The 26,290-nt window shown below is 41.4% G+C and carries 19 protein-coding genes and 1 tRNA gene; 6 read left to right on the forward strand and 14 right to left on the reverse strand.

Going from position 1 to position 26,290, the window contains the following annotated elements:
* Positions 1-285 precede the first annotated feature (285 nt).
* Positions 286-1,644 (forward strand): amino acid permease, encoded by a 1,359-nt coding sequence (locus F907_RS16960; RefSeq protein ID WP_005269533.1) that lies wholly within the window; start codon positions 286-288, stop codon positions 1,642-1,644.
* Positions 1,645-1,713: 69 nt separating this feature from the next.
* A tRNA-Arg gene (locus tag F907_RS16955) sits at positions 1,714-1,786 on the forward strand.
* Positions 1,787-1,823: 37 nt separating this feature from the next.
* Here the strand turns inward: F907_RS16955 and F907_RS16950 are convergent.
* Both F907_RS16950 and F907_RS16945 read right to left on the reverse strand, forming a co-directional pair.
* On the reverse strand, positions 1,824-3,233 hold the full coding sequence (locus F907_RS16950; RefSeq protein ID WP_016651073.1) for a glutamine synthetase family protein: 1,410 nt from the start codon (positions 3,231-3,233) through the stop codon (positions 1,824-1,826).
* Positions 3,234-3,394: 161 nt separating this feature from the next.
* Positions 3,395-4,381 (reverse strand): DUF6607 family protein, encoded by a 987-nt coding sequence (locus F907_RS16945; RefSeq protein ID WP_016651074.1) that lies wholly within the window; start codon positions 4,379-4,381, stop codon positions 3,395-3,397.
* A 151-nt stretch (positions 4,382-4,532) separates the two neighbouring features.
* Between F907_RS16945 and F907_RS16940 the strand changes: the two genes are divergently transcribed.
* Positions 4,533-6,590 carry a TonB-dependent receptor plug domain-containing protein gene (locus tag F907_RS16940; RefSeq protein ID WP_016651075.1) on the forward strand — a complete coding sequence of 686 codons (2,058 nt, stop codon included), beginning with the start codon at positions 4,533-4,535 and terminating at the stop codon, positions 6,588-6,590.
* Positions 6,591-6,611: 21 nt separating this feature from the next.
* On the forward strand, positions 6,612-7,838 hold the full coding sequence (locus F907_RS16935; RefSeq protein WP_016651076.1) for an HmuY family protein: 1,227 nt from the start codon (positions 6,612-6,614) through the stop codon (positions 7,836-7,838).
* Positions 7,839-7,902: 64 nt separating this feature from the next.
* Here F907_RS16935 and F907_RS16930 read toward each other — a convergent pair whose 3' ends face one another.
* The 4 genes from F907_RS16930 to F907_RS16915 all read right to left on the reverse strand — a co-directional run bounded on the left by F907_RS16930 (position 7,903) and on the right by F907_RS16915 (position 12,819).
* On the reverse strand, positions 7,903-8,463 hold the full coding sequence (locus tag F907_RS16930; RefSeq protein ID WP_016651077.1) for a phosphatase PAP2 family protein: 561 nt from the start codon (positions 8,461-8,463) through the stop codon (positions 7,903-7,905).
* Positions 8,464-8,663: 200 nt separating this feature from the next.
* A complete protein-coding gene (locus F907_RS16925; RefSeq protein ID WP_016651078.1) occupies positions 8,664-9,773 on the reverse strand; it encodes a porin in 1,110 nt (369 codons plus the stop codon).
* A 145-nt stretch (positions 9,774-9,918) separates the two neighbouring features.
* Positions 9,919-11,256 carry a CitMHS family transporter gene (locus tag F907_RS16920; protein ID WP_016651079.1) on the reverse strand — a complete coding sequence of 446 codons (1,338 nt, stop codon included), beginning with the start codon at positions 11,254-11,256 and terminating at the stop codon, positions 9,919-9,921.
* 483 nt (positions 11,257-11,739) lie between these two features.
* Complete coding sequence (locus F907_RS16915) at positions 11,740-12,819, reverse strand: AraC family transcriptional regulator (protein ID WP_016651080.1); 1,080 nt, start codon at positions 12,817-12,819, stop codon at positions 11,740-11,742.
* Between the two features lie 131 nt (positions 12,820-12,950).
* Between F907_RS16915 and F907_RS16910 the strand changes: the two genes are divergently transcribed.
* Positions 12,951-14,411, forward strand: a complete 1,461-nt coding sequence (locus F907_RS16910) for a coniferyl aldehyde dehydrogenase (protein ID WP_016651081.1) — start codon at positions 12,951-12,953, stop codon at positions 14,409-14,411.
* Between the two features lie 61 nt (positions 14,412-14,472).
* Here F907_RS16910 and F907_RS16905 read toward each other — a convergent pair whose 3' ends face one another.
* The 3 genes from F907_RS16905 to F907_RS16895 are packed head-to-tail and all read right to left on the reverse strand — an operon-like array spanning position 14,473 to position 16,203.
* Entirely contained in the window at positions 14,473-15,150 is a 678-nt protein-coding gene (locus F907_RS16905; protein ID WP_005269522.1) for a DUF799 domain-containing protein, read from the reverse strand.
* Entirely contained in the window at positions 15,147-15,515 is a 369-nt protein-coding gene (locus F907_RS16900) for a DUF4810 domain-containing protein (protein ID WP_016651082.1), read from the reverse strand. Before F907_RS16900 ends, F907_RS16905 begins: the two co-directional genes overlap by 4 nt.
* Before the next feature lie 16 nt (positions 15,516-15,531).
* Entirely contained in the window at positions 15,532-16,203 is a 672-nt protein-coding gene (locus F907_RS16895; RefSeq protein WP_016651083.1) for a CsgG/HfaB family protein, read from the reverse strand.
* 583 nt (positions 16,204-16,786) lie between these two features.
* Between F907_RS16895 and F907_RS16890 the strand changes: the two genes are divergently transcribed.
* Positions 16,787-18,412, forward strand: coding sequence for a long-chain fatty acid--CoA ligase (locus F907_RS16890; protein ID WP_016651084.1), 1,626 nt, complete (start codon positions 16,787-16,789; stop codon positions 18,410-18,412).
* Positions 18,413-18,441: 29 nt separating this feature from the next.
* Here F907_RS16890 and F907_RS16885 read toward each other — a convergent pair whose 3' ends face one another.
* The 5 genes from F907_RS16885 to kdpA are packed head-to-tail and all read right to left on the reverse strand — an operon-like array spanning position 18,442 to position 26,166.
* Positions 18,442-19,140 carry a response regulator gene (locus F907_RS16885; RefSeq protein ID WP_016651085.1) on the reverse strand — a complete coding sequence of 233 codons (699 nt, stop codon included), beginning with the start codon at positions 19,138-19,140 and terminating at the stop codon, positions 18,442-18,444.
* Positions 19,141-19,150: 10 nt separating this feature from the next.
* Positions 19,151-21,799, reverse strand: coding sequence for a sensor histidine kinase (locus tag F907_RS16880; RefSeq protein ID WP_016651086.1), 2,649 nt, complete (start codon positions 21,797-21,799; stop codon positions 19,151-19,153).
* Between the two features lie 13 nt (positions 21,800-21,812).
* Complete coding sequence (gene kdpC / locus F907_RS16875) at positions 21,813-22,424, reverse strand: potassium-transporting ATPase subunit KdpC (protein ID WP_005269513.1); 612 nt, start codon at positions 22,422-22,424, stop codon at positions 21,813-21,815.
* 9 nt (positions 22,425-22,433) lie between these two features.
* Positions 22,434-24,446 carry a potassium-transporting ATPase subunit KdpB gene (gene kdpB, locus F907_RS16870; protein WP_016651087.1) on the reverse strand — a complete coding sequence of 671 codons (2,013 nt, stop codon included), beginning with the start codon at positions 24,444-24,446 and terminating at the stop codon, positions 22,434-22,436.
* Positions 24,447-24,462: 16 nt separating this feature from the next.
* Positions 24,463-26,166, reverse strand: a complete 1,704-nt coding sequence (gene kdpA, locus F907_RS16865) for a potassium-transporting ATPase subunit KdpA (RefSeq protein ID WP_032861646.1) — start codon at positions 26,164-26,166, stop codon at positions 24,463-24,465.
* Positions 26,167-26,290: the final 124 nt, after the last annotated feature.

Below are 26,290 nucleotides of genomic sequence, written 5' to 3' on the forward strand. Positions count from 1 at the left end.
AATTGTTTTAGGATCGGTCACGCGAGCTCAAATCTCGACCTTATATTGGGTCGGTTTCCTTACTTGCACAATGGCAGAAATTCCAATCCGTCTGTCGGGAAAAACAAGGACTGAATTCAAGCGTCTAAATTTACAGCAATTTTCATTTTAATATTCATACAAACAAATGATTTTAAACAACTTATCAAGACAACTTCGCAGTCATGGCATCGCTGTACTTTTACTAGGCGAAAATCTTTGAATCTATTAGAATAATCCAGTTAATTCCTCGTCGAGCTCAGTCCTTTGAACAACGATTCTTCTCAACTTCAGCGTGGACTAAAAAACCGCCATATCCAACTCATTGCCATGGGTGGAGCGATTGGTACGGGCTTATTTTTAGGTTCTGCGCAAATTATCCAGTCTGCTGGACCATCCATTATTTTGGGGTATGCAATTGGTGGCTTGATTGTTTTTCTCATCATGCGCCATTTAGGTGAAATGATTGTTGAAGAACCTGTTGCAGGTTCATTTAGCCATTTTGCTTATAAGTATTGGGGTAAATTTCCAGGCTTTATCACCGGCTGGAATTATTGGGTTCTCTACATCCTTGTCGCCATGACTGAGCTAACGGCTGTAGGGAAATATATTAATTACTGGTGGCCGCAAATCCCGGCATGGCAGTCTGTATTATTTTTCTTTGTCGTGATTACGGCAGTAAACCTGACCAATGTTAAATTTTATGGTGAATCAGAGTTCTGGTTAGCAATCATCAAGGTAACTGCTGTGGTTGCCATGATCTTGTTTGGTTTGTTCCTACTCTTCACTGCAGATGCCAACTCAACAGCCTCATTTAGCAACCTTTGGTCACATGGCGGCTTTTTCCCGCATGGCTTCGAAGGCTTGTTCTATATGCTGGCTTTCTTGATGTTTGCCTTTGGGGGAATTGAGCTGATTGGTATGGCTGCGGCAGAAGCCAAAGATCCAAAGACAACCATTCCTAAGGCGATTAACCAAGTGGTCATTCGTATTTTGGTGTTCTATGTCGGTTCGCTTGCCATTCTCTTATCACTTGTGCCTTGGAACCAACTCGATCTTGGTGGCTTAGATAAAAGTCCATTTGTCATGATTTTCAGTCAGATGGGCATTGGCTGGGCAGCACATTTACTTAACTTTATTATCCTGACAGCAGCATTATCCGTCTATAACAGCGGAATGTATGCCAACAGCCGTATGGTATTTGGTTTGGCTCAACAAGGTAATGCACCGAAAGTCTTTACCAAAACCAATAAACAAGGTGTCCCAGTTCCAGCAGTACTGCTCTCTGCGTTCCTGATCTTTGGTTGTGTGTTGTTAAACTACTTTGTGCCAGAAGATGCGCTCGGACATTTAATGTATGTCGTTGTTGGTGCACTCGTTTTAAACTGGGCCATGATCAGCTTGACGCACTTGAAATACAGACGCCATATCAAAACAGCCCAAATCAAGACTTCGTACCCAGCTTTATGGTCTCCATTCAGTAACTATCTGGTTTTAGCATTTATTGGTGTGGTGCTGTATATCATGTGGCAACAAGGTTTTAAAGAATCTGTACTGATGATTCCAATCTGGATCGTCGCCATGTTTATTTTCTATAAGTTTTTAAATCGTAAAACTGAAGATTAACAGTTGATCGGTTTCATTAAAAAGTGATTGCTTATGCAATCACTTTTTTGTTTATAATCATAAAATTATGCGCTTATAGCTTAACTGGATAGAGCAGTTGCCTCCTAAGCGACCGACGTGGGTTCGAGTCCCGCTAAGCGCATACCCTATCTGGCTCCAATGTAAATAACGACAACCTGCTAAATATCCCAGTTTCTTTCTATACTGGTAATCTGACTATAAACACTCTGATACTCGGCTTGCTTCACGGTACACCAAACATCGACAAATGCTTTGCCTAAATATTCATTCAGATACCGATTCGCCTTCAATAGCTTCAATGCTTGTATTTGCTCAGTTGGCAATAACACATGCTCACTTTTCAGTTTTAATTGATGCGCTTGCTTAGGAATTTCTAATTGATGCGTTAGACCATGCAATGTTCCTATCAAAATTGTAGCTACAGCCAAATAAGGATTACAGTCCGCTCCGGCAACCCGATACTCCAAACGTTGATTGTCTTGATCTGAACAAGGAATGCGAATTGCCACGTTACGATTATTAACGCCCCAATTGGCCTCTAGCGGCACATGATGGCCGAACTTGAAACGGCGGAAGGAATTCAGGTTTGGCGCTAAAATTGCCATTGAATCAGGCATAAATAACAATAAGCCACTGATGACTTTTAACAATGCTTCGGATGGCTCTGCATTCGAACTAAACAGATTCAGGTGATTCTGATCTAAAAGGCTCATATGGAAGTGCATCCCACTACCCGCTTTATGTATCTCAGGCTTCGCCAGAAAATTAGCACGCAGATCATATTTATTGGCAATCTGTTTAATTGTTCTTTTTAACAACATGATTTGATCGCATAGCTTTAAAATCTCTGTCGTATGCTGCAGATTGATCTCGTACTGACTTGAAGAAGACTCAGAGACAATACCGGTAATCTGAATACCCTGCTGCTTTGCAACCCATTCAATCTCATTCAGCACATTTTGATAATGGTCAGAGGTATTGATATCAAAACATTGCGTTATGGTTTCCTCAACATCCCCCGCCATGTTCAGGGGCTGCAAATAGAACTCAATTTCTGCTGCAATGCAGGGAAAATAGTTTTGATGATGCAATCGGGTGCTGATTTTTTTCAAGATGTTGCGCGGTTCAAATAAACAATCTTGATGCATGTTCTGTTTCATGCTGAGTAATAACTGTGCGGTTGTTTCAGGCTCAATCGCATGGGGTTGTAGTGTTCCCAAAACAGGTTCACATAAATAATCAGGCTCCCCGATATATTTCCCAAGACCAGTTTCCTCAATGACTTTGCCCTCTAAACTCATGGCATAAATGGACAAGGGGAAATAACAGCCTTTGGCCAGATTTCGTAGACAACCAATATCAATACGTTTACCGCGCAAATGTCCATTCAAATCACATAAATAGATATCGATATGTTGTGTGTCTGGGTAGTGTTCTAAATAAGCTTCGACTTCTTCTATAAATAAATTCTTTATCGTATGCACATCAACATCATGTTTCTGCATTGCGGTATCAAGATACTTTTTAAGTGCAGAAGGATGATTGATCTCAACAAGTACAGCACTCATCGCTGGTCACTCGAGTTATAGGGTTAGAATCAGCTTAGTAGAGACCCGTAGAGAAGTAACGTAAACAGTGCGTAAATTTATTGCTGTACCGAATAAATTCTGTATAAATCTGCTGAAAAATAAAAAGCCCATATCCATGAGCTTTTTATTTTTGTCGAGCATTACTGGATTTTGCCTTCAATCAGCTGCTGGTTTAGCAAAGTTTTTGCTTGTGATTGAAGTTGTTCTGCTTTGACAGCTTTCCCTGCAACAGACTCAGCTTGGTCATTAAAATAGCTAAAATGAGACTTCTCATTTTTCGCTGCAAATTTTAACGCAACAATTTGATTCTGGTTAAATGCATTACTCCATGCCCCTCTGACCGCACTCCAATACGCTGCATTGGTCTTCCAGTAATCATAAGCCGCTTTGAAATCATAGCCTTCAACTTTGTTGTACTGGTTAACACCAAGTTCACGTGCAAGTGCGGTATTGGTTTTGCTATCAAATTTAATATTATCTTGCTCATGTACCCAACCTGTCGCTGTGATTGCGTGTCGATTGATACCGATAATCACATCATAATCATTACGCGTAGTATGTTCACGGCGTGGCAATGGGCGATAGGTTTCATTGGATACCCATTCAACAACACCGTTGTCTTTGGTCCATTTGCCTAAACCAGCATAACGGGGTGAATCATCAACTTGCCATACTGTTTGTAACCATTTACCGTTGCTTTCAGCTTTTTTTAGATCAATGCTTTTCCAGCGATAGTCACCAATATAGCTCCACATTTTAGTAGGTTCATATTCCCAATCTTGACGCCAGTGTTTTACCACTTGCCCACCCGCAACCAAGATATGCTGTAATGACACTTTGTTCGGTGTATTTTCTATGACAATAACGGTTTCGTGGCCACTGGATAAATCATCATCTTTGAGTTCATAACCTTGTTTGAGTGAATAAAGCTCTTCAAAACGGAAGTCAACTTTGTACTCTCCTGCCATTTTCAAAATGGCTTGGCGCGCTTGTTCCTGTGTCAGATCTTCATGTAAAGATTGCTGCTGTAATGCCTCAGCTAGTTTTATTGGCTGTTGTGCCGCATTTACACTTGTTATCCCCATGACAAATGCCGTAACCAAAACATAAGACAGCTTAAGTTTCATAAAAAAATCTCAATTCAACACTAAATTACTGATTCAAACAGATAAAACAACTTTTCAAAGTTCAGCCGTATGTATCTTTTTGAAATAAACCTGTAAAGCATTGTAAATTATTATGAGAATGATTACCATTTAAATTATGGAATAATTTTCATTGCGATCAAATACTGTGAATATGCTGTCTCCCCAATTTTCTCCTAGACCTAATTTTTTATTTGCTTCCCTTTTAGCAGTAGGCTTAATCTCCCCAGCCACCCATGCCATTGGGCAAACGACAGGGGTTATGACCAAAGCAACCTCTTATGTCCTTGACACGATCGTGGTAACGGGAACACGTTCAGAAAAAAAATTAATTGATAGCCCTATTCGAACTGAAATTATCAGTGAAGATGAACTCAAGCGAACCAATGCGATCACCCTAAAAGATGCTTTGGAAAACATTCCAGGGATTTTGTTAAGAGAGATTCATGGAAAATCAGGCTATGAAATTTCATTACAAGGCCTGAGTAGTGATCAAGTACTGATTTTGATTGATGGCTTACCGCTTGCAGCCAGCACCAGCTCTACCGTTGATTTAGATCAATATTTAATTGGGGCAATTGAGCGTATTGAGGTGATTAAAGGTGCTGCATCAGCACAATATGGCTCATCGGCAATGGGTGGTGTGATTAATATCATTACCCAAAAAGTTCAAGAAGGTGTCTCAGTTTCAGGGCAGATCGATATTGGCTCCTATGGCAAACAAAATGCAGATGGAAAAAGTACCTCAATCAATAATCACCATCAGAAAATCAGTATTCAAGCCGCAAATGCAAACTTGAAAGGCCGTATTATTGCGGATCAATCCAACAATGATGGATTTGCGGTAAAACCAGAGAACTACGCACAACAAGGTGATGAACAAAAACGCCAACAATATGCAGTTTATGGTGCGTGGCAACCCTCAGAGCAATTTATGCTTTGGGCAGATTTCAATGAATACAAAGAAAAAGATCATCAACGCAGTTTACTCTTTGTATCCCCATTTGATTTAAAGCAATACAAAGTTGAAGACATCGAGCGTCAACGTTTTAGCGCAGGATCTCAATTCAACCTCATGGATACGACCAAAGTCGATTTAAAGGCAGTCCATGAAACCTATGATTCCACTTCAGTTCAAACTGTAGATGGTTATCTATCTGCATTGAGAAATTCAAAACAAGAAAATAATCATCTCAGCTCGCAGCTCACGCTACCAACATGGCGGAAGCAGAATTGGCAGTTAGGCTATGACTGGCATGAAGAAAAGTTAGAACAAAGCAACAACGGTAAATTTGAGATGCAGGGAGGCAGTGTCAAACGTGATCGCCATGAATTCTATGTGCAGAATGATTTTAATATAGTCTCAAATCTCGATGCCGTCATCGGTTGGCGTTTCCAAAATGATGATGATTTTGGTGACCACAATGCCTTTAAACTCAGCACCAAATATCGCTTTTATGAACAAAATGACCTATTGGCAGATTTACGCTTAAGTTATGGTCAGGGCTATCGTGTTCCCAATCTCAAAGAACGCTTTTATTCTTTTGATCATAGTCACTTAGGTTATATCGTGATTGGTAATCCTAATCTAAAACCAGAGTCATCTGATAGCTATCAACTCGGACTTAGCCTCGTTCAAAATGAACATTGGAATGCCGACTTCAACCTGTTCTGGAACGATGTTAAAGACCTCATTCAAACAGACTATGACAATGCTACAACACTGAATGGTATTACCCAATATAGCTATAGCAACGTTGCCAAAGCTGAAACCAAAGGCTTTGAAAGTGCTGTCAAATGGAATCTGACACCGTATCTTTCCCTGAATGGCGCTTATACCTATACCGAAGCGAAAGATAAAACTACAAATACCCTTTTAACAAGACGACCAAAACATATTGCGCGTTTAGGTGCGGATTATGCCCTGAATGATCAATTCGATTTGACTTTAAGAGGTCGTTATCAAAGTGATGAATACGGGGACAGTAGCAACCAAAAACAATCTCCAAGCTGGATCACTTTTGACTCACAAATTGATTACCGCATTAACAGATATATCAGTGCCTTTGCAGGCATCGACAATATGTTCAATGAACAACGTAACTTTTCTAGCGCAGTAGATTATCGACCGATCGCCGGACGATATAGCTACATGGGGTTGCGCTTTAACTGGAATAGCAATCTGAAATAATCTTCAAAGGATCACTCAACCATGTCTCATTTAAATTTAGCTAAATTATTTGCTCTAAGTACTTTAAGTACCCTACTCATTGCCTGTGGTGGCGGTGGTGGTTCTTCTGATAATGGTGGAAATAGCAATCCACCTGCAACAAAAACAGATTTATTTACGGTAAAAGCTAAACAATGGAGTGTAACGCCAAGTGCCAATAACTCCTATTGCTATGATATTGACACTCAAGCAGAAATTTCTTGTACAACGGCTGAATGGGATTTGAAATTTGCCATGGGTACGCGTACCCCCCTACTTTTTTCAAACAGTGGCGTCAGTGGTTCAGGCAATGGCGGCGTGCTTTACTCGCCCTTTGATGCAACTTGGGAAAATCTATCTAAAGAACTGGATGCAACGCAAGGTGGCAGCTTGCCAGCACAGGCATGGAGTGTAGATGCGTATAGCAATGCATTTATGGATACAACCTCTGGCAGTAACAGCTTCTTCGAATATGATTTATTTGGTGATCATCGCATGTCACCAAATTTCAAAACATTCTTAGTCACCACCGATTCAAGCTCTAAAAATGTAGTCGGTACTTATGAAAAGCCAGTTTTCGCTGTACAGATTTATAATTATTACCAAGGCACAACGTCTGGTTATATCTCGATCCGCTATATCAATACCCAGCTTCCTCACGATGTAAAAACCTTAACCATTGATGCAACCCAAGGCTGGAATTATGTCGATCTCAGCACAGGAATGACTACCAAAGATGCAAATGCAAAGTGGCAATTGGCATTTAACCGTTATAACGTACAGCTTAACCAAGGTATTGGCAGTATGGTTGCCTCACAACCTGCAGGTTTCTATTCTGCTGATGGCAAAGCAATTACGGAACAATTTAAAAATACGAACGCATACCTAACAACTGAAGCAGACCTAAAAGCCGCCGTATCAACAACGAATGTAAAATGGGGTTCCAATAGCATTACCTCCATTTTAAACCCAACCTTCCAAGGCGCTTACCCGCAAAAATTATCGTATGGTTGGTATAACTACTACCCGACATTAGCTGCCGCACAAGCAGATGGCTTACAAGCTGCGCATATGCTGAAAGCAAACACCAATAGTGCAACCATCATTAGAGGCAATAAAGGCAATAGCTACGCACGTCTGCATCTCAAAGATGTTAAATACGCCGATCCAAGTAATGCATCAAGTGCAACCACATGGACCTTTGAGCTAGACATCCAACCCGCCAAATAACAAAATCAATAGAAAACGGAGCATTGCTCCGTTTTTTTATTATCAACCCATACATTTCTTATACTTAATCGATCAGCCGTACAGCCTTTAATCTTCTTATTCTGATCGCCAGTTCTTTCAAAACATAATTGACAAAGACCACCAGCATAAAGCCAATCACAAAAGAACCAATCACATCAAACGGAAAATGGACGCCTACAAAAATCCGAGATAAGCCAACAATAACGCCTACACCTAAGCCAAGCAAACCAATCTTCTTAAATCCAGCTACCCAATACGAAAATGCAATGATGGTCACCGTTAAAGTATGCTGACTTGGAAAAGATGAACTTGAACCATGACCAATCAGCTTATGCCCTAAATTGAGCTGAAATGGACGTGGATGGTGATAAAAAAATTCAATTAAGTCACTTAATATCAGTGAAAAGAGCACGATCAATAAGGTTTTCGCAAATAAAAGACTATACGTTTTCCATTGAATCACTAACAAGAAGACCAGGAAACTGATAAACACCGTATTTAAATCATTTGCAGAAAAAATGGCAAGCTTGTCTAAAACAGGAGATTCAGTAGCAAAGGAATTGATATGATTGAATAAAAAAATATTAAAATTTTCGAAAATCATTTTCGGTTCTATCCACACAGTCCATGACAGCTTTGTAGCACCACTTTACAAGATAAAAATGAAATAATTGTGAATTTTTTATATTTTATTTTTCAAATATTTAGACAACAAAATCTTTTTTACATATTAAACGAGAAGCAACTCTCATTTTACAGAATAAATAGGATGACTTCATCCTATTTATTCCTGGTATTTCCTTTTTAGAATTTAAATTCTAAGCCACTCCCTACAACAGGTTGCTTATCTTTCGCACTCGCCTGCTCGAAGGTTGAATAACCTGCATAACCGTAGAGTTTCACTTGTTTATTAAATGAATAATCGGTACCCACCAGTAATTGCTTCGCATCAAAATCCGACTCACCATTTTTAAAGCTGGTTGAGTTTTGGCTATATTGGGCTTTCACCGCCCATTTGGACTGATTCGGCAATTTGTATTCGGCACCAATCAACCAGCCTTGTGAATCATCAATATTCATCGCAGCTAGATCATTGCCCTTTTTATCTGCAACTTTAGAAGTCTGGTACAGCGTTTTCAGTGCCAGCCCTTCTATTGGTGTCAAACGACCAATGACACGGACTGTATTCGCTGCTGCAAAGACCTCTTCCACTTGGGTTTCAGTCTCTGCCGCATTCAACAAACCATGCCCTAAAAAGTCACTTGGAATGGCTTTATCATAGCCTACACCCACCAAAAACAATGGATGGCTATAACTGAGCGATGCAGACCAAGCATCCCCTAAACCACGTCCAGCAACATTTACGCCACCACGTTTGTCATCTTCAATCCCTCGGCTCTCGCCCGTTGCAAGTAAAACACTTGCTTCGACATTACCGCCATTCAACGCAATTTCAGGTGAGTCATAGACCACGACATTATTGACCCGGTTTTCACCCGTCATAATGCCCGTAATATCGGCTTTATTACTGATATAGTTATTAAAACTATCTACAGGGCTGGATAAATCCTTTAACGGGGTATTATGTTTACCAATTTTAATTGCACCAAAACGGTCATCTTTTAATCCTACAAAACGATTTCGTTGTGACCAGTCTGTTTTATCACCATCTGCGTAAAATGCCCATTCTGCTAAATAAATCGCACTTAAATGTTCGGTTAATTTTTCTTCACCCTTAATCCCGAGAAATGAACTATTACTATTCACTTTCCATACGTCACGGTTGGATGAATTTGCATTTATTTCAGGTAAATAATCTAAACTTACATCAATTTCTCCATAGATTTTTGGAGCTGCAAAAGTAGAACTTGCGGCAATACTCATCAGCATTGCAAATACAATTTTCATCTTCATTTTTATTGACCTAACCATCTAAAAAATTAAAAAAACACGCCTATTTCGCTATATTCCAAGCAAAAAATTAAAAGTAAACTAGAATAGACTCAAGATAATATGCTTTTATATTTTCCAGAATATAAAAGCATATGAGTAATTCAACTCAGATATTATAAAATGGGAAAACACCAAATATCAAAGCACTACCCATTAATACACAACAGGTAATAAATGCCCATTTCAGGGTAAATTTTTGATGATCCCCCATTTCAACAGCAGCCAAACCACATAATAAATAAGTTGAAGGAACCAGCGGAGATAATAAATGAATTGGCTGACCGATAATAGAAGCACGTGCAATTTCAACGGGTGCAATTCCATAATGTGAAGCAGCTTCAGCCAAAATCGGTAATACACCGAAATAGAAGGCATCGTTTGACATAAAGAATGTCAATGGCATACTCAACACCCCTGTAATCGGCGCCAAATAAGGTCCTAGACTTGGTGGAATCACAGCCACGAAACCTTTAGACATCGCTTCAACCATACCTGTACCAGACAGAATTCCAGTAAAAACACCTGCCGCAAAAATAACACCAACCACGGCCAATACACTGTCTGCATGCATTGCAATACGTTTTTTCTGCATATTGACGCAAGGATAGTTCACCACTAAGGCAATACAGAAACCCAGCATAAACAAGATCGACATTGGTAAAATCCCTTTTACCAAAGATGCCATTAAAACGAGTGTTAGAATACCGTTAAACCAGCGTAAATGCGGGCGCTGAGCTTCTGGATCTTTAGAAATGGAAATCTCATCCGCATGACTAATATCAACCAGTTCAATCACACCTAAACGTTTGCGCTCGTACATGCCATAAAGATAGGCCAAGAAGAATAACCAAGCAGCAGCAACAATCATGGATGGAATCATTGGAATAAAGACTTCACTGGCATCGACCTGTAAAGCACTCGCTGCACGTGCGGTTGGTCCACCCCATGGTGTCAAATTCATGACCCCACTACAGAGCAACATAAGGCAAGTCATAATCAGTGGGTTCATGCCAACACGTTTGTATAGGGGCATCATTGCTGCCACACAAATCATATAAGTGGTTGAACCATCACCATCTAAAGAAACCAATAAAGTTAAAAATACAGTTCCTAAAGTAATTTTTAATGGATCACCTTTTACTTTCTTTAAAATCCATCTTACTGAAGGGTCAAATAACCCAGAATCAATCATTAATGCAAAATATAAGATGGCAAAAAGTAACATTACTCCTGTTGGCGCAAGTTTTTTAATCCCCTCCAACATGGTATTGCCGAGTTCAGCCAATTGAATATGACTTAGACTTTCAAAATAAAAACCTAAGCCCCAAGCGATAATTGCGAAGATAAATGGAATTAAAATTAATGCAACTAATGCACTGAGACGTTTTGACATGATCAAATACATAAAACACATGATCATGCTGATACCTAAAAAAGTCAGCATTGAAAGCAATCCTTAGCATATTAAGTTTTTTTATTGGGTAAACCGCTACCCTAATCCAGCACAGATTCTATGCGATTTAAGTTTAGGCAATTCATTTAATTTAATTATATTCTTAACGCATCCATTCACATGAAAAATACTTTAAAATAATACAAACATATATTAAATATAAAATTATGATTATTAATAGTTTTTAATTACAAACCATATACCAAACAGCACAAGCAACTGAATAATAAATAATCAAAACACGATATCCAGAGAATAGAAGTGCCATATTATGGTGCACTTTTAGATTAAAAAAACAACGATCACAGCTAAAAGATAATCAAAGTAAATATCATTTATTTATAAAACTTCTATTCAAATTAAAATGAATTGAAATCGACATCATTTTAATGTCCTTAAAAATTGAGAATAATTATTATAATTAAAAGATATTAAAATAAAATTAAAAAAATCATATTTTGATAAAAACACCCATTATTTAAATCCAAATTCCTTAGTTTTATGCACCCTATATTCATTTGGTGAAATACCCACCCAGCTTCGATAAGCTTTTCTAAAATTTGAGGTATCAGAAAAACCCAATCTTTCAGCAATTTCATCAATACTCAAGCTTGTGGCCAAGTACTCATCAGCGAGCCGTCTTCTGGTGCTATCTAAAATTTCCTGATAGCTCAGCTCGGTCTCCGCCAAGCGCCGGTACAAAGTTCGTTTAGACAAATGTAATTGCTCTGCAATTTCTTGAGCTGTTGGGAAATGCCCCACTGCATCTAATAGAATCAGTCGAATTGTTCGAATTAACTCAGGTTCTTGTACATGATCAGTTGTACCCAACATCCGCTCACAAAAGGACTGGCACATATCTGCCGTAATCGGGTTGGCATTCGGACATGGCTTTTCCAACCAATCAAGATCAAAATGCCATTGCATCACATCTGCATCAAACTCTATGGGGCAGCGAAATACTTTTTGATATTCATCTGCATAATCAGGCGCTGGATAAGGCAGTAATAGTTTTTTCCCTTGAAATGGGGCTTCTAATACACATTCAATTAAACTTTGCATTGAGCTAAACCAAAACTCACAGACCAACGGTAGCAATCGACCCAGCGCAATAATTTCATGACCTTCAAAAATAGCCATGTCATTTTGAATATGAAAGGTTTTTTTTAATACAGGTCCTGCCAGCTTAATATGGCGTATCCCCAAATCAGCCGCCTGCCGAAGATTACGGGACGAATACAAGGCATATCCATAGACCCCAAAATCAGATAAACGTTGCTTTTGGCCTGCATGTATCCCAACTAGGGGGTCTTTTGACAATCGTTGAATATTCCGAAAAAGTTGTATTTTTTGATATTGAGAAACATGAGTAGCCGCACTTGTCAGCGCTTCATCTGCAATTCCTGTCCCCTCCAACACCTCGGCTATGGAATAACCCTGCTGCTGCATTTCATTGAATAAGCTGGTTAAACCAAGCAAAGGAACATGCTGAGCCAGTCCTGTATGATCGTATCGAGCTTCAATCATCGTTTGCTTATCAGCATGTTTACGCATTTTTTCACCTCATCCCTTGAGTGATGATGCATAATGGCACGAAATTACTTTTTGTTGTCTCAATTTAACATCGACTACAAAACGCATCAATCATAAAGTCTCTTCTACTAATAAGCATGAAAGGAGCAACAATGACACTTTCAACTTCTCAACCATTCGGTGATTCAGCAACTGAACATATGCTTTCGGTTTTTAAACAACAACGCACCGCTTTTGATGCTAAACCCTACCCAGATCTAGATGAGCGTCGCAGTAAGCTATTGCACATTAAAAAACAGATCATCCGTTATCAGGATGTCATTGCAAGCGCAATTAATACGGACTTTAGTTCACGCTCGGCTGATGAATCAAAATTGCTCGATTTGCTCGGTTCAGTACTCGAAGCAGAACATGCGATTCGCCACTTGAGACGCTGGATGCGTCCAAGTAAACGCCAGACTGAACTGCTCTTTTTATCCAACCGCTTACGTGTGCAATACCAACCTAAAGGTGTGGTTGGAGTGATTGTGCCTTGGAACTTCCCTGTTTACTTGGCCTTAGGACCTTTAATTGCTGCCATTGCTGCGGGCAATCGTGTCATGATTAAACTGCCTGAAGTAACACCTGCTACCAATGCAGTGGTGAGACGTATGCTAGCTGAGATTTTCAGTGAAGATGAAGTCGCAGTTTTTGGTGAGGAAATTCTGGACCCGGCACAATTTACCACCTTGCCATTCAACCATATTGTATTCACAGGTTCGCCTGCGATTGGCCGTGTCGTAATGCGTGCAGCGGCTGAAAACCTCACACCTGTAACACTAGAATTAGGCGGTAAATCTCCAGCTTTCGTCAGCCGAAATTATCCTTTGGCCGATGCCGCGAAACGTATATTACATGGTAAAGCAACCAACTGTGGTCAGATCTGTGTTGCACCTGACTATGCACTGGTACCTAAAGAAAAAGTGGATGAGTTCGTCGCAGAATGCCAATCCAATTTCACCCAGATGTATGGCAACAATATTCATCATAATGACAATTACACCTCGATTATCAGTGATCGTCATCTGAAGCGTTTACTTGAAATACTGGATGATGCACAAGCCAAAGGTGCTCAAATCATTGTCTGTGGTGAGTATGATCGAGCGCAAGATGCGCGTCGTATGCCTGTACATATCGTGCTGAATTGCACAGCAGACATGCGTATTCTTAAAGAAGAACTGTTTGGCCCCGTTTTACCTGTGCTTGCTTATGACACACTGGATGATGCGATTCACTATATTCAAGCCGGCGAGCGGCCTTTGGCGTTGTACTGTTTCAGCCTTGATGCGCATGAACGTGAGTACATCTTAAAACAGACCCATTCTGGCGGTGTGACCATCAATGACTGGGGCTGGCATGTCGTCAACCATGATGCGCCCTTTGGTGGGATCGGGAACTCAGGAATGGGGACTTATCATGGTGAAGAAGGTTTCCGTGAGCTTTCACATGCGAAAACCGTGTTTGCCCGTCATCGTTTCTTCCCAACGCAACTGTTCTATCCGCCTTATGGAACTTGGGTACAAAAGCTTACTTTACGTTTCTTCCTGAAACAGGGTGACCCAACGCTAAAATAAGCCATAAAAATAAAAAAGCCTCATTCAGAGGCTTTTTTATTTGACATCGATGATTAGAAAATCACTTTAGCATACCATCCTGTTGGTATTTCGGTGAACGTGGTCCATAGAGTAAACCCAAACCAGGATTCTGCTGTGTCGGTGTAAATAATTGGGTATTTACGATGCTTGCCAAAGGATAAGCACGATCATTTAAACTCCCGGCAATCTGTTCCACCAACGCACCGACCAATGAGCTGAGTAAATCATTGTTGCCATTATTGCTGGATTGAACCGCTTTCTTTTCACCTGTCCAAAGGACTTCGCTACTCTTCAAATCAACCAGTTTTGCTTCTACGCTCACAGTCGCAACACTTTGAATGACTTGATATTTGGAACCATATTCTTTAATCCGAATATAGAGCGCAGCATCCGCACCAAAAATTTCCTGTAATTTCTGTGGCGAAATGCTTTGAGCATCATGACCATTGGTCACACCGTTCTCTTTAAACATCGAATCAACCACAGAAATTGGAAAAACATAATAACCTGCTTCAGCTACAGGTGTAACAACCGTTGGCCAATAACTATAAGTTGCTTTTACCTCTGGTGAATCATTGACTGGTGGCAACACCAGAATCGATTTCGGCATATGCTGCTTATATACCGTCATGTCTTTATTCACCGCAGGAGATGATGCACAGCCCGTAAGTACTAAACCTGCAAGCAGGAGGTTCGAAACTAAAAATGCCTTGATCATGGCTTTTCAACTCCTCCATTGGCATTCATTTTCTGTAACAAGCGATCCATCAATACGGTCGATTCAGGATAAACTTGTCGTTCCAATTGAAAATACTCAACTGCTTTTTGCGCATTATTCTCTTGCAAAGATAACAAGCCCAGATGTGCATATAGCCCAGGCGGAACAGCGAGATTTTTCGCTTTGGCTTTTTCGATTTCCGCTTCTAGCTTGATAATTTGTGCATTGGGTGTGGCTTTTTCTGGTGCGTTATACATCAAATACGTCTGTTGTGTATAAGACCCCCAACTATACAAAGGTTGAGGCCCAGCAGCACAGCCAACCAGCCCGATGCTGATCAGACTGGCGCAAACAATTTTTTTCATTTTACAGCGGCCTAGTTTATTGTGCAGTCCAACGGTTATTCTGAATATCAGTTACCAAATTGTTGACGGCTTCACGTACCGCTAAATCCAATACCTTACCATTTAAGGTCGAGTCATAAGAGGCTGTAGAGCCAAAACCAAGCACTTCACGTGCACTGAGTGCGTATTCACCCGCACCTTGTACTGAGTGAACGATTTCAGACGTTTTCACATCGACAATATTCAAATTCACTTTGGCATAAGCAATCTGTTGCTTACCACGGCCTAAAATACCGAATAATTGCTGATCACCCACTTCTTTGCGGCCAAACTCAGACACATCACCGGTAATCACATAACGTGCACCTTTAATCGTTTGAGCAGCATTGCTATACCCCACTTCTTGCTTCAGTTCAGATAGGTTGTCACGATTTAGAACCGAGAAATAGCCTGTTTGCTGTAGATGGGTTTCTAAAATGGTTTTTGCCTGTCCGCCAAGACGATCAACATTATCAGAGAAGATGCCTCGCATATAGCTAGAACGATTATCAAACTTACCAATCGAAACCAGTACTTTAACCCCGTTATATTTAATTTGTTGAACTGCTGCCGTTACTTGTGGACTTTGGATTGATTTTGATGTTTCTGTGGTTGAGCAGGCCATTAAACCTAAAGAACTGAGTGCAGTAATCGCTAATAATTTTTTCATTTTGACTCGAATAAGACATTAAAAAGCTTAACCAGTATATACTAAAAATTGAAAAACACGCGCTAACAATTAAGCAGCTAAGTTATTATTAAGCTTTATAAAAGCATATTTCAGCCCATTTAAATATTGCAAATTAGACCGATCTGGTGATCGCTCAATACGCTGTGATAAGCTTGAATATGCAGCCATTTTTCTTGGTTTAATCAGATAAAATAATCATTCGAATTTCAAACATCTTTTTTTAATTTTTTCTAAGGTTTTATGCATCCAGCTCACCATTACAGCTTTTAAAGTGGACGCAAGTCAACGAGCTAAACCGCATTGAGTTATTCAGCGTTTGTAAGATAAATATGAATAAAATTCGCTTTTATATTGACCACTATTTTTCGCAATGCTACTTTCATTTTGCTACGTATAAAGTTCAATCCATACTCAAGGTGTGGTACATCTCTAGATATATCACTCAGCCTAAACTTTTCTTTTAAATATCATTTTATTTCAGTCATTCATCGTAAGTATTAAGACAGTGAACTTCTGGTTCACAGCAGCATTGACCACACCAACTCGTGAAAAAGGATAAAAAATGTTTGGAAAAATGATACATCAGGATTTATTGATTAGTAACTTAATTGAGCATGCAGCAAAATACCACGCAGACACTGCCATTTTTTCACGTGAAGTCGATGGCCAGCTCAGTACAACGGACTGGAAACACATCCAGCAGAATAGTAAACGCTTAGCAAATGCTTTCAAGGCATTTAATTTAAGTGAGGGCGATCGTATTGCTACAATCGCATGGAATAACCGCCGTCACTTAGAATCATGGTACGCCATTTCTGGATGTGGTTATGTTTGCCATACGATTAACCCTCGATTATTTCTAGAGCAGTTGACCTTTATTATTAATGATGCTCAAGATAAAGTTATTTTCTTCGATATTACATTTTTGCCATTAATCAGTGCGCTTAAGGATAAAGTTCCTTCGGTTGAAAAATTGATCTGTTTAAGCGCCTATGATGAAAGCGTCGCTAGCACACTTCCAAACGTTATTTTTTATGATGAGTTAATTCAAGATCAATCCGTAGAATTCGATTGGCCACAATTCAAGGAAGAAACTCCGAGCTCCTTATGTTATACCTCGGGCACCACGGGGAATCCCAAGGGAGTCTTATATAGCCATCGTTCGACCTTACTGCACACGATGGCCATTGCGCTCCCCGACTCTTTAAATATTTCTGCTCGGGATATTGTCATGCCTGTGGTTCCCATGTTCCATGTCAATGCATGGGGCATTCCCTATGCAGCAGCAATGGTCGGGAGTTCTCTCATTCTGCCTGGGCCAAATTTAGATGGTGAGAGCCTCGTTCGTTTAATTGATGATTATAAAGTGACAGTGGCATTGGGTGTGCCTACCATTTGGCAGGGCTTATTGCTTGCTGCCAAAAAAACAGGCAGCCGCTTGCAAAGTATGCAGCGCAATGTAGTTGGAGGCGCAACCTGCCCACCCTCTATCATCCGTGAATTTAGAGATACTTATCATTGTGACACGATTCATGCATGGGGGATGTCAGAAATAAGTCCACTGGGCACAGCCAATCAACCCAAAGCAAAACATGCCTCGTTAAATCCCGAACAACTTGAGAAATTACGCCAGAGTCAGGGCCGTCCACCTTTTGGTATAGAGTTACGTATTGTTGATGAAAAGAGTACAACACCGCTTGCAAATGATGGGCAGACACAAGGAAATTTACAAATTCGCGGTCCATGGGTGGTTGACCACTATTTCAATCAAGAAAAAAGTTCTCTGACTTCAGATGGTTGGTTTGATACAGGGGATATTGCAACCATTGATTCTGATGGCTACATGACCATCCGTGATCGTGCTAAAGATTTAATCAAATCAGGCGGTGAATGGATTTCATCTGTTGAAATAGAGAATATTGCTGTAGGCCATCCTGAAATTCGTATGGCTGCCGCAATTGCTGCACGCCACCCCAAATGGGATGAACGTCCAATTTTAATTGCGGTAAAACAAGAGCACTCCACTTTAACTGAAGAGGATGTACTGACCTATTTTTCCGATAAAATCGCATCTTGGCAGATTCCAGACGCCGTCATTTTTGTTGATGCTCTCCCGATCAATGGCACCGGGAAAATTGTTAAGGCAGAGCTACGCGCAGCATATGCTGATTTTTTACTAAAATCCTAATGGCTAAATACCACGACAGAATAAATTCACTATTCACCAAAGCGTAATCCAACTCCCGCAATGGTGAAAATATACTTGGGTGTTACTGCGGAGTCCCCTATTTTAGTTCTGAGTTTTTTTACCAAGATTCTAAGATAGTGGGTATCCTCTTCATGGCTAATGCCCCATAACTCGGTCATGATTTGTTTTTGCGTCACGATCTTGCCTTGATGACGAATCAACAGGGTCAACAACTGAAATTCTTTTTTGGTTAAGGTAATCTCGCCACCAGCCAGTTTGGCCGCATGTTCAGCCACATCCACCCAAAGTTGTCCATCATTAAACACCAGATTGTGCTCGGACTGTTGTGGCTTATTGCGAAACATGACCCGAATTCGGGCACAAAGCTCCTGAATGCTAAAAGGCTTGGTCACATAGTCATTGGCACCCGCATCCAAGAGCTGAATTTTCTGATTCTCATCTGGACGTGCTGAAAGCACAATCACAGGAATATCACTCCATTGTCGCAATTCAATCAGCACCTCCTGCCCATCCATATCAGGCAGCCCTAAATCCAGAATCAATAAATCAGCACCGCGTGATGCCAGAATTTCCAAGCCCTTCATCCCATTTTCAGCCACCTGTACCTGATAGCCTTGCGCACGCAGGGCAATGTCCAGAAATTTCCGAATTTGCAGCTCATCATCAATAATAAGAATCGATGCATGTGGATTCATTGTCTGTGGCATGAATATACTTTTAATCCTGATGAAGTGGTAATCGTATTCGAATTAAAGAGCCTTGACCATATGGTCCCACCAAGGCTTCAATACTGCCCATATGCGCCCCAATAATCGCTTTCACAATTGCAAGACCTAATCCCGTTCCCGTTTTACCTCGATCCCCACGCTGCATGGTATAAAACATATCAAAGATCTGTTCACGTTCTTGTTCTGGAATACCTACACCCTGATCCACAATGTCAATTTGTAAGACATTTTCTACCTGCTGAATGTCGACCTCAATAGGCTTATCATCAGGTGAGAACTTTGCTGCATTTTCCAAGACATTGAAAATCGCTTGTTCAATCAAGGCAGGATGTACATACAACTGCGGAATGTTCTCTTGAATAGCGACATCAATGTTCAACTGAGGCTGATAGCGCTTTAACCGCTGTGTTGCCGATCCAATTAATTCATCAACACCAATCCAAGCACGACTCAGGGTCAAGCCTTGATGCCCCAAACGGGTCATATCCAATAAATTTTGGATATAACGATCCAAACGCTCACCCTCAACATGAATGGTGTCCAGTAATTCATTCCGATCCGTTTCAGGCATCTGTTCGCCATAGTATTTCAAACTATCTGCTGAACCAATCATTGCTGCCAGCGGCGAACGCAGGTCATGGGATACGGAAGAGAGCAAAGCTGAACGCAATTTTTCTGTTTCAGCAACCACTCTGGAATTCTCCAGCTGCAAAGATAACTGCACCCGTGAGACCGTTTGTGCAATATCTTCAATCATCAATTCCGCCAAACGTTGCTGTTCAAAGTTTATGGGCAACGTATCAGGCTGAAATCGAATCGCAATCACACCATGCTCACCCTCTAAGTTTAAGGGGTTAAACCACCATTCAGACTGAGTCAACGTATTGGTAAAGCGTCCACAGGGCTTGCCATTTTTTTGAGTCCAGTCAGCAGCGATCTGGTCTTTCTCATTTAAGTACACACCATCGTCCAGCATTTGCGTGCCGACCCTTAGCCAAACCGTTGCCTTCAAAGCACTCTCTACATGTTGTTTGGCAACATTTAAAACTTGTTCAATATCCACACAAACTGACAGCTTTCGTTCCAACTCCTGTAACTGCAATGAAACCGAATTTGCCGCACGCAAGCTCAGAACCTGAGCACGTAATTGATTGGCCAACCGTCCGACCAGTAAAGCAGAGACAATGAAAATAATAATGGTCATGACCCCACGTTCAGCACTGATCCGAAAGGTAAAACGCGGTTCAATAAATAGATAGTTATAGAGCAGGAAGCATATAAATACACTCATGATGGTAATCAGCATCCTTGCACGCATTGCCACCACCAGCACAGTAACCACAAAAATTAAGGCCAGTTCACTATAACCAATAAAATGATCACTCACGGCCGCTGCCATTAAGCCCACTAACACAATCACGATACTTTCAATAAGCTCACGCGGATTGAAGGCCAGCCCCTGCTCTAACCATGCACGATAAGAATGATCGATGTTGGGTACAGTGCTTTGATTTTTGCTTTTTAAAGGTTGGACAAAAGTAATCTCAAAAGGATGCTGTTTCTCTAATAACTGATCGGCAATATGATCTGAAAATAAGCGCTGCCATACTGACTTTTTAGGGCTTTTTCCCAATAGAATATTGGATGCCCCATAATCATAAGCCGCTTGCAAAATCGTAGAAGCGATATGATTGCTATACAGCAAATACGTATCAGCGCCTAGCTTGCGTGCCAAGTTAAATGCTTTGGTCACGGCGAATGTTTGCTTATTTTCAATCTTGCTTTTTTGAATTGAGATCACGCTCCATATCGCATTACGTCTTTCGGCAATACGGTGCGCACGTCGCACCAAATCTTCCGAAAACTCAGAGCCATCAATCGCTAACATCACATGATTTTGAATCGGAATGATTTGTCCCTGTGCGACAAACTTCTCCCGATAATCAATTTCAACTTGCCCTGCTACCGTTTGAATCGCGAGATCACGTAAAGCCGTTAAATGTGCGGGTTTAAAAAAACCTTGTAAGGCGTGCGGTGCGACATCAGCCAAATAAATCTTGCCATGATTCATACGCTCTAATAGCTCAGGCACAGGCAGATCAACCAAGCGAATATCTTTCAAACGTTTGAGCAATGCATCGGGAACGGTTTCACTGACCCGAATTCCTGTAATTTGATAGACCACATCATTGAGACTTTCCAGATGCTGAATATTTAAGGTGCTATAGACATCAATCCCAGCATCCAACAGTTCATTGACATCTTGCCAACGGTATTCATGCCGACTATTTGGCACATTACGATGCGCGAGTTCATCCACCAACACAATTTCAGGCTTTAATTTAAGGATTTGATCAAGATCCATCTCTTCCAGAGTACGACCCTGATAGTCCACGGCCTTTCTTGGAATCACATTCAAGCCTTGAATCAAACGCTCGGTATCAGATCGACCATGCGTTTCCACCACGCCCACTACCACATGAGAGCCTTGCTGCATCAACTCATGCGCCCGTGTCAGCATGGCATAGGTTTTCCCCACACCCGGTGCCGCACCCAAGAAAATGGTTAAACGACCAGATTGCTCCCGTTGACTATGCGCCAACCATGCATCTGCTTTATTATTTCGGTCGATCTGCATATCCTGTGCTCTATCAACGTTGGGTCGATGACAATTGATCTAATGCCAGATTCAATTTCAGCACATTAATCCGTGCTTGCCCATACACACCCAATTGAACAGGTTGAATCTGTTGTTGTACTAAATTATGTACCTGCTGCTCGGACAAATGACGCTGCTGCGCTACACGTTTTACCTGCAATAATGCACTTGCTGGTGAAATGTCTGGGTCAATACCACTGCCTGATGCAGTGATCATTTCAAGTGGAACCTGTTGCCCGGAAATATGATTATTCTGAGCAAACTGCATGGTTCTTTCCTGAATCTGTTTTTGCAGTACTGGGTTTGAAACAGCCAGATTGCTCCCAGCCATTGTATCCAATTGATAGTTGGATGCGCTTGGGCGGGCATGAAAATATTGTTCACTGACAAAGCTTTGTCCAGCTAAACTTGAGCCGATAATCTTGCCATTAAGCTCGATTAAACTGCCATTGGCCTGTTTGGGAAAGAATAACTGCCCCAGTGCTACACCAGCACTACTATACAGCACACCTGCAATTAAAAAGCCAACCAAAATCAGCCCTAAAGCAGGACGTAACAACGCGTGCGTATCTACCGACAATGGAAGATTTTCTAATGTATTCATTTTTCACTCCTAAATCCACAATGACACAACAAGGTCAATCAACTTGATCGCAATAAACGGAAAGATCACACCACCCACACCATAAATCAGCATATTACGGCGTAATAATTGCAAAGCACTGGCAGGTTTAAACTGCACCCCTCTTAAGGCAAGCGGAATCAGCATTGGAATAATTAACGCATTAAAAATCAGAGCAGAAATCACAGCGCTACTTGGACTACTTAAGCGCAAGATATTCAGTACATCGAGCTGAGGAATTGCCACGGCAAATAACGCAGGCAAAATCACAAAGTACTTGGAAACATCGTTTGCAAGAGAAAAAGTAGTTAATGCCCCACGCGTAATCAGCTGTTGTTTCCCGATTTCAACCACATCCAGTAACTTGGTAGGATCAGAATCCAAATCCACCATATTGCCCGCCTCTTTAGCCGCCTGAGTCCCCGAATTCATAGCAAGGCCAATATCCGCTTGGGCCAAAGCAGGCGCATCATTGGTACCATCCCCCACCATTGCCACCAGCTTACCTGCAGCTTGTTCTTGACGGATACAGGCCAGTTTATCTTCGGGTTTGGCTTCAGCAATATAGTCATCCACTCCGGCTTCAGCGGCAATTGCTGCAGCGGTTAGCGGGTTATCGCCTGTAACCATGATGGTTTTAATCCCCATTTCACGTAACAGCGCAAAACGTTCTTTTATGCCCTGCTTGATGACATCGGAGAGTTCAATCACACCGAGAATATTATGATTTGAGGCTACCACCAACGGGGTTGCCCCTTTTGAAGCCACTTGTTCGACGCGAGTCTTCAGCTCAAGGTTGTCCTGAATATTTTGCTCGGTAAATTTAAGAATGGCATCAACAGCACCTTTACGAATGCGTTGCCCAGTGACCAAATCGACGCCAGATAGCCGTGTTGATGCACTAAACTGAATAAACTCTGCATCTTTCGGCTCTTGAATATGTTCACCCAATTCTTTGCCTAAACTGACCACAGATTTCCCCTCAGGGGTTGGATCAGCAAAAGAAGTCAGCATGGCAGCTTGGCGCAACTCACCTGGACTCACACCTGCCAGTGGATAAAAGGCTGTGGCTTGGCGGTCACCATAGGTAATCGTTCCTGTTTTATCCAGCAGCAATACATCAATATCACCCGCAACTTCGACAGCCTTACCCGATTTAGCCAGCACATTGGCTTTTAAAGCACGGTTCATCCCTGCAATTCCAATCGCAGGTAACAAACCGCCAATTGTGGTTGGAATCAAACACACCAACAATGCAATTAATAATACCAAGCTGATTTTGACACCCGCCATCGCCCCAATAAATGGCAGGGTTGCTACCACCACAATAAAAGTGATGGTCATGATATTCAGTAAGATACCCAGTGCAATTTCATTCGGTGTTTTTTGACGGTTAGCGCCTTCAACCAAGGCGATCATACGATCCAAAAAGCTATGGCCAGCTTCATTACTGACACAAACTGTAATTTGATCGGATAGCACTTTGGTTCCACCAATCACCCCTGAACGATCCGTATTGGCTTCACGCAATACTGGTGCAGACTCTCCTGTAACTGCTGATTCATTGATGGTCGCAAAACCTTGAATGATTTCACCATCCGCAGGCACAATTTCTCCTGCTTTAACGATGACCAAATCATCTTTTTTCAATAGGTTTGCAGAAACAACTTCTGGGATTGCATTTAAATCAGCAAGGCGGTTTGCGGTTAAGTTCTCGCGCGCTTGGCGCAATGACGCCGCTTGCCCACGTCCTTTGGCTTCTGCAACTGCCTCTGCATAATTGGCAAATAATACGGTCACCAATAAGATACAGCTTAACAGTAAGCCAAAAACCAGACTTGCACTCCCCATGAATGTTGCGATGAGGCTTAAGACTGTTCCGATCCAGACGCATGCCATCACTGGATTTTTAAAAGCGTGTTGAGGTAACAGTTTATGAAAAGTCTGCTGAATAATCTCTTTATTCAAAATATCCAGCTGTTGTGTCGCATTTGAGTGTTTCATTGTGCTTGCTCCACACTTAAACTTTTATTGATAAATAATCAGCAATTGGTCCAATCACCAACACAGGCATGAATTGCAATAAGGTCAGAATCAGTACGATACCGATCAAGGTCAGTGCAAAGGTCGGAGATTCAATATGTAAAGAGCCTTTACTTTCCGCTGCTTGTGGTTTGGTTGCTAAACTGACAGCGATCAAAACAGGAATCATCAATACGCTATAACGCCCTGCCAATAACGCAACGCTCGCACTCAAATTCCACCACAGTGTGTTATCACCCAGTCCTTCAAAACCGGAACCGTTGTTGGCATAGGCAGAGACATACTCATAGAACACTTGACTAATACCGTGAAATGCTGGATTTGAGTTGGCTGTCAGGGACGGGAAAGCAATCGCAATTGCTGTCAGTCCAAGAATCACCACGGGCTGTAATAAAATCACCAGTGCCAACAACTTAATTTCGGTGACTTCAATTTTTCGGCCGAACAGTTCAGGGGTACGTCCGGTCATCAAACCCGCGATAAAGACCGCTAAAAACAGATAAATAAAGAACTGTAACAGACCACAGCCAATGCCTCCCCAGATGGCATTAATCAGCATATTGCAGAGTTCAACCAGTCCGGTCAGTGGAGATGCGGAGTCATGCATCATATTGACTGAGCCGTTATTCACTTGTGTGGTTAAACTGCCCCAAAGTGCAGAAGCCTCCACGCCAAACCGGAACTCCTTGCCTTCCATTACGGCAAGATTTGGAGTCAAAGATGATTTTTCAGCCCATAGGGTCAATACTGTCGAAGCCAATGACATCAATAACATGCTGCCAAAAATCATCCACATTAACTTTTTACGCTGGATAAAACGCCCCACCATAAATACGACAGACAGTGGGATCAGTAAGATCGCAATCATCTCCATCACATTGGACAAAGGTGTCGGGTTTTCCAAAGGCACGCTACTGTTTGGGCCATACCATCCCCCACCGTTGCTGCCCAACTGTTTAATCGCAACCATGGGTGCAACTGGACCAAGTGGAATATGTTGTGTTTTAACTTCTGTGCTCTGATCCAGAACTTGTGCTGTTGGCCCCGCAGATAAGGTTGCAGGAACCCCTTGAAAGGTCAGAAATAACGACAAGACAAGACCTAAAGGAATAAAGAATCGAAATAAAGGCCGAATGATATCCATCCAGTAATTACCCAGATTGATCTGGTTCCAACGCTTTTTATCCATACTTTGCGCATGATTAGGATTAGATTGTAAAAACAAAGCTCTTAGCATTGCAGCCAATAATGCCAACCCCATAATTGGGGACAGATACTGTAAACCGACAATCACGGTCATTTGTGACAGATAGGACAACTGAGCCTGTCCGGAATAATGTTGCTGATTGGTATTGGTCAAAAATGAAATGGTGGTATGTAAAGCCAAGTCCCAGCTCATATTCGGAATATGATCTGGATTCAGTGGCAACCATGCTTGGGTCATTAAAATGATGACGCTGCTCCCAAGCAACAACAGATTGCTGAGTACAAATGCAGCGAGATATTGTCGCCAGTTCATCCCGACTTGCTTTATATTGAGGACGGCGTAGATTGGCCGCTCAATCCATTTAAACAAACGGTCACTTTTCATTGGTTTGGCTTGCATCACATCGGCAAGATAAATGCCAAGTGGATAAGCCAATAGCAATGAAAGAATAAAGACAGAAATAAATTCCCACATAGCAAATGCCATTTAAAAATAGGTCAGCTTTAGTATGGAAATGAGGGACGTAAATTCTCTATATTGAAAAAAGAGCAAGGCGTAAATTTTGCGTAAAATTATTCAAGTCTGATCTGCTACGCTT

Source organism: Acinetobacter colistiniresistens, assembly GCF_000413935.1.
In the GTDB taxonomy this organism is placed as follows: Bacteria; Pseudomonadota; Gammaproteobacteria; order Pseudomonadales; family Moraxellaceae; genus Acinetobacter; species Acinetobacter colistiniresistens.

What these genes read in the sequence shown, in the direction of transcription:
- F907_RS16950 (WP_016651073.1), bottom strand. Translation starts at nt 3,233, where the DNA reads ATGAGTGCTGTACTTGTTGAGATCAATCATCCTTCTGCACTTAAAAAG.
- F907_RS16945 (WP_016651074.1), bottom strand. Translation starts at nt 4,381, where the DNA reads ATGAAACTTAAGCTGTCTTATGTTTTGGTTACGGCATTTGTCATGGGG.
- F907_RS16935 (WP_016651076.1), top strand. Translation starts at nt 6,612, where the DNA reads ATGTCTCATTTAAATTTAGCTAAATTATTTGCTCTAAGTACTTTAAGT.
- F907_RS16930 (WP_016651077.1), bottom strand. Translation starts at nt 8,463, where the DNA reads ATGATTTTCGAAAATTTTAATATTTTTTTATTCAATCATATCAATTCC.
- F907_RS16925 (WP_016651078.1), bottom strand. Translation starts at nt 9,773, where the DNA reads ATGAAGATGAAAATTGTATTTGCAATGCTGATGAGTATTGCCGCAAGT.
- F907_RS16920 (WP_016651079.1), bottom strand. Translation starts at nt 11,256, where the DNA reads ATGCTGACTTTTTTAGGTATCAGCATGATCATGTGTTTTATGTATTTG.
- F907_RS16915 (WP_016651080.1), bottom strand. Translation starts at nt 12,819, where the DNA reads ATGCGTAAACATGCTGATAAGCAAACGATGATTGAAGCTCGATACGAT.
- F907_RS16910 (WP_016651081.1), top strand. Translation starts at nt 12,951, where the DNA reads ATGACACTTTCAACTTCTCAACCATTCGGTGATTCAGCAACTGAACAT.
- F907_RS16905 (WP_005269522.1), bottom strand. Translation starts at nt 15,150, where the DNA reads ATGATCAAGGCATTTTTAGTTTCGAACCTCCTGCTTGCAGGTTTAGTA.
- F907_RS16900 (WP_016651082.1), bottom strand. Translation starts at nt 15,515, where the DNA reads ATGAAAAAAATTGTTTGCGCCAGTCTGATCAGCATCGGGCTGGTTGGC.
- F907_RS16895 (WP_016651083.1), bottom strand. Translation starts at nt 16,203, where the DNA reads ATGAAAAAATTATTAGCGATTACTGCACTCAGTTCTTTAGGTTTAATG.
- F907_RS16890 (WP_016651084.1), top strand. Translation starts at nt 16,787, where the DNA reads ATGTTTGGAAAAATGATACATCAGGATTTATTGATTAGTAACTTAATT.
- F907_RS16885 (WP_016651085.1), bottom strand. Translation starts at nt 19,140, where the DNA reads ATGCCACAGACAATGAATCCACATGCATCGATTCTTATTATTGATGAT.
- F907_RS16880 (WP_016651086.1), bottom strand. Translation starts at nt 21,799, where the DNA reads ATGCAGATCGACCGAAATAATAAAGCAGATGCATGGTTGGCGCATAGT.
- kdpC (WP_005269513.1), bottom strand. Translation starts at nt 22,424, where the DNA reads ATGAATACATTAGAAAATCTTCCATTGTCGGTAGATACGCACGCGTTG.
- kdpB (WP_016651087.1), bottom strand. Translation starts at nt 24,446, where the DNA reads ATGAAACACTCAAATGCGACACAACAGCTGGATATTTTGAATAAAGAG.
- kdpA (WP_032861646.1), bottom strand. Translation starts at nt 26,166, where the DNA reads ATGTGGGAATTTATTTCTGTCTTTATTCTTTCATTGCTATTGGCTTAT.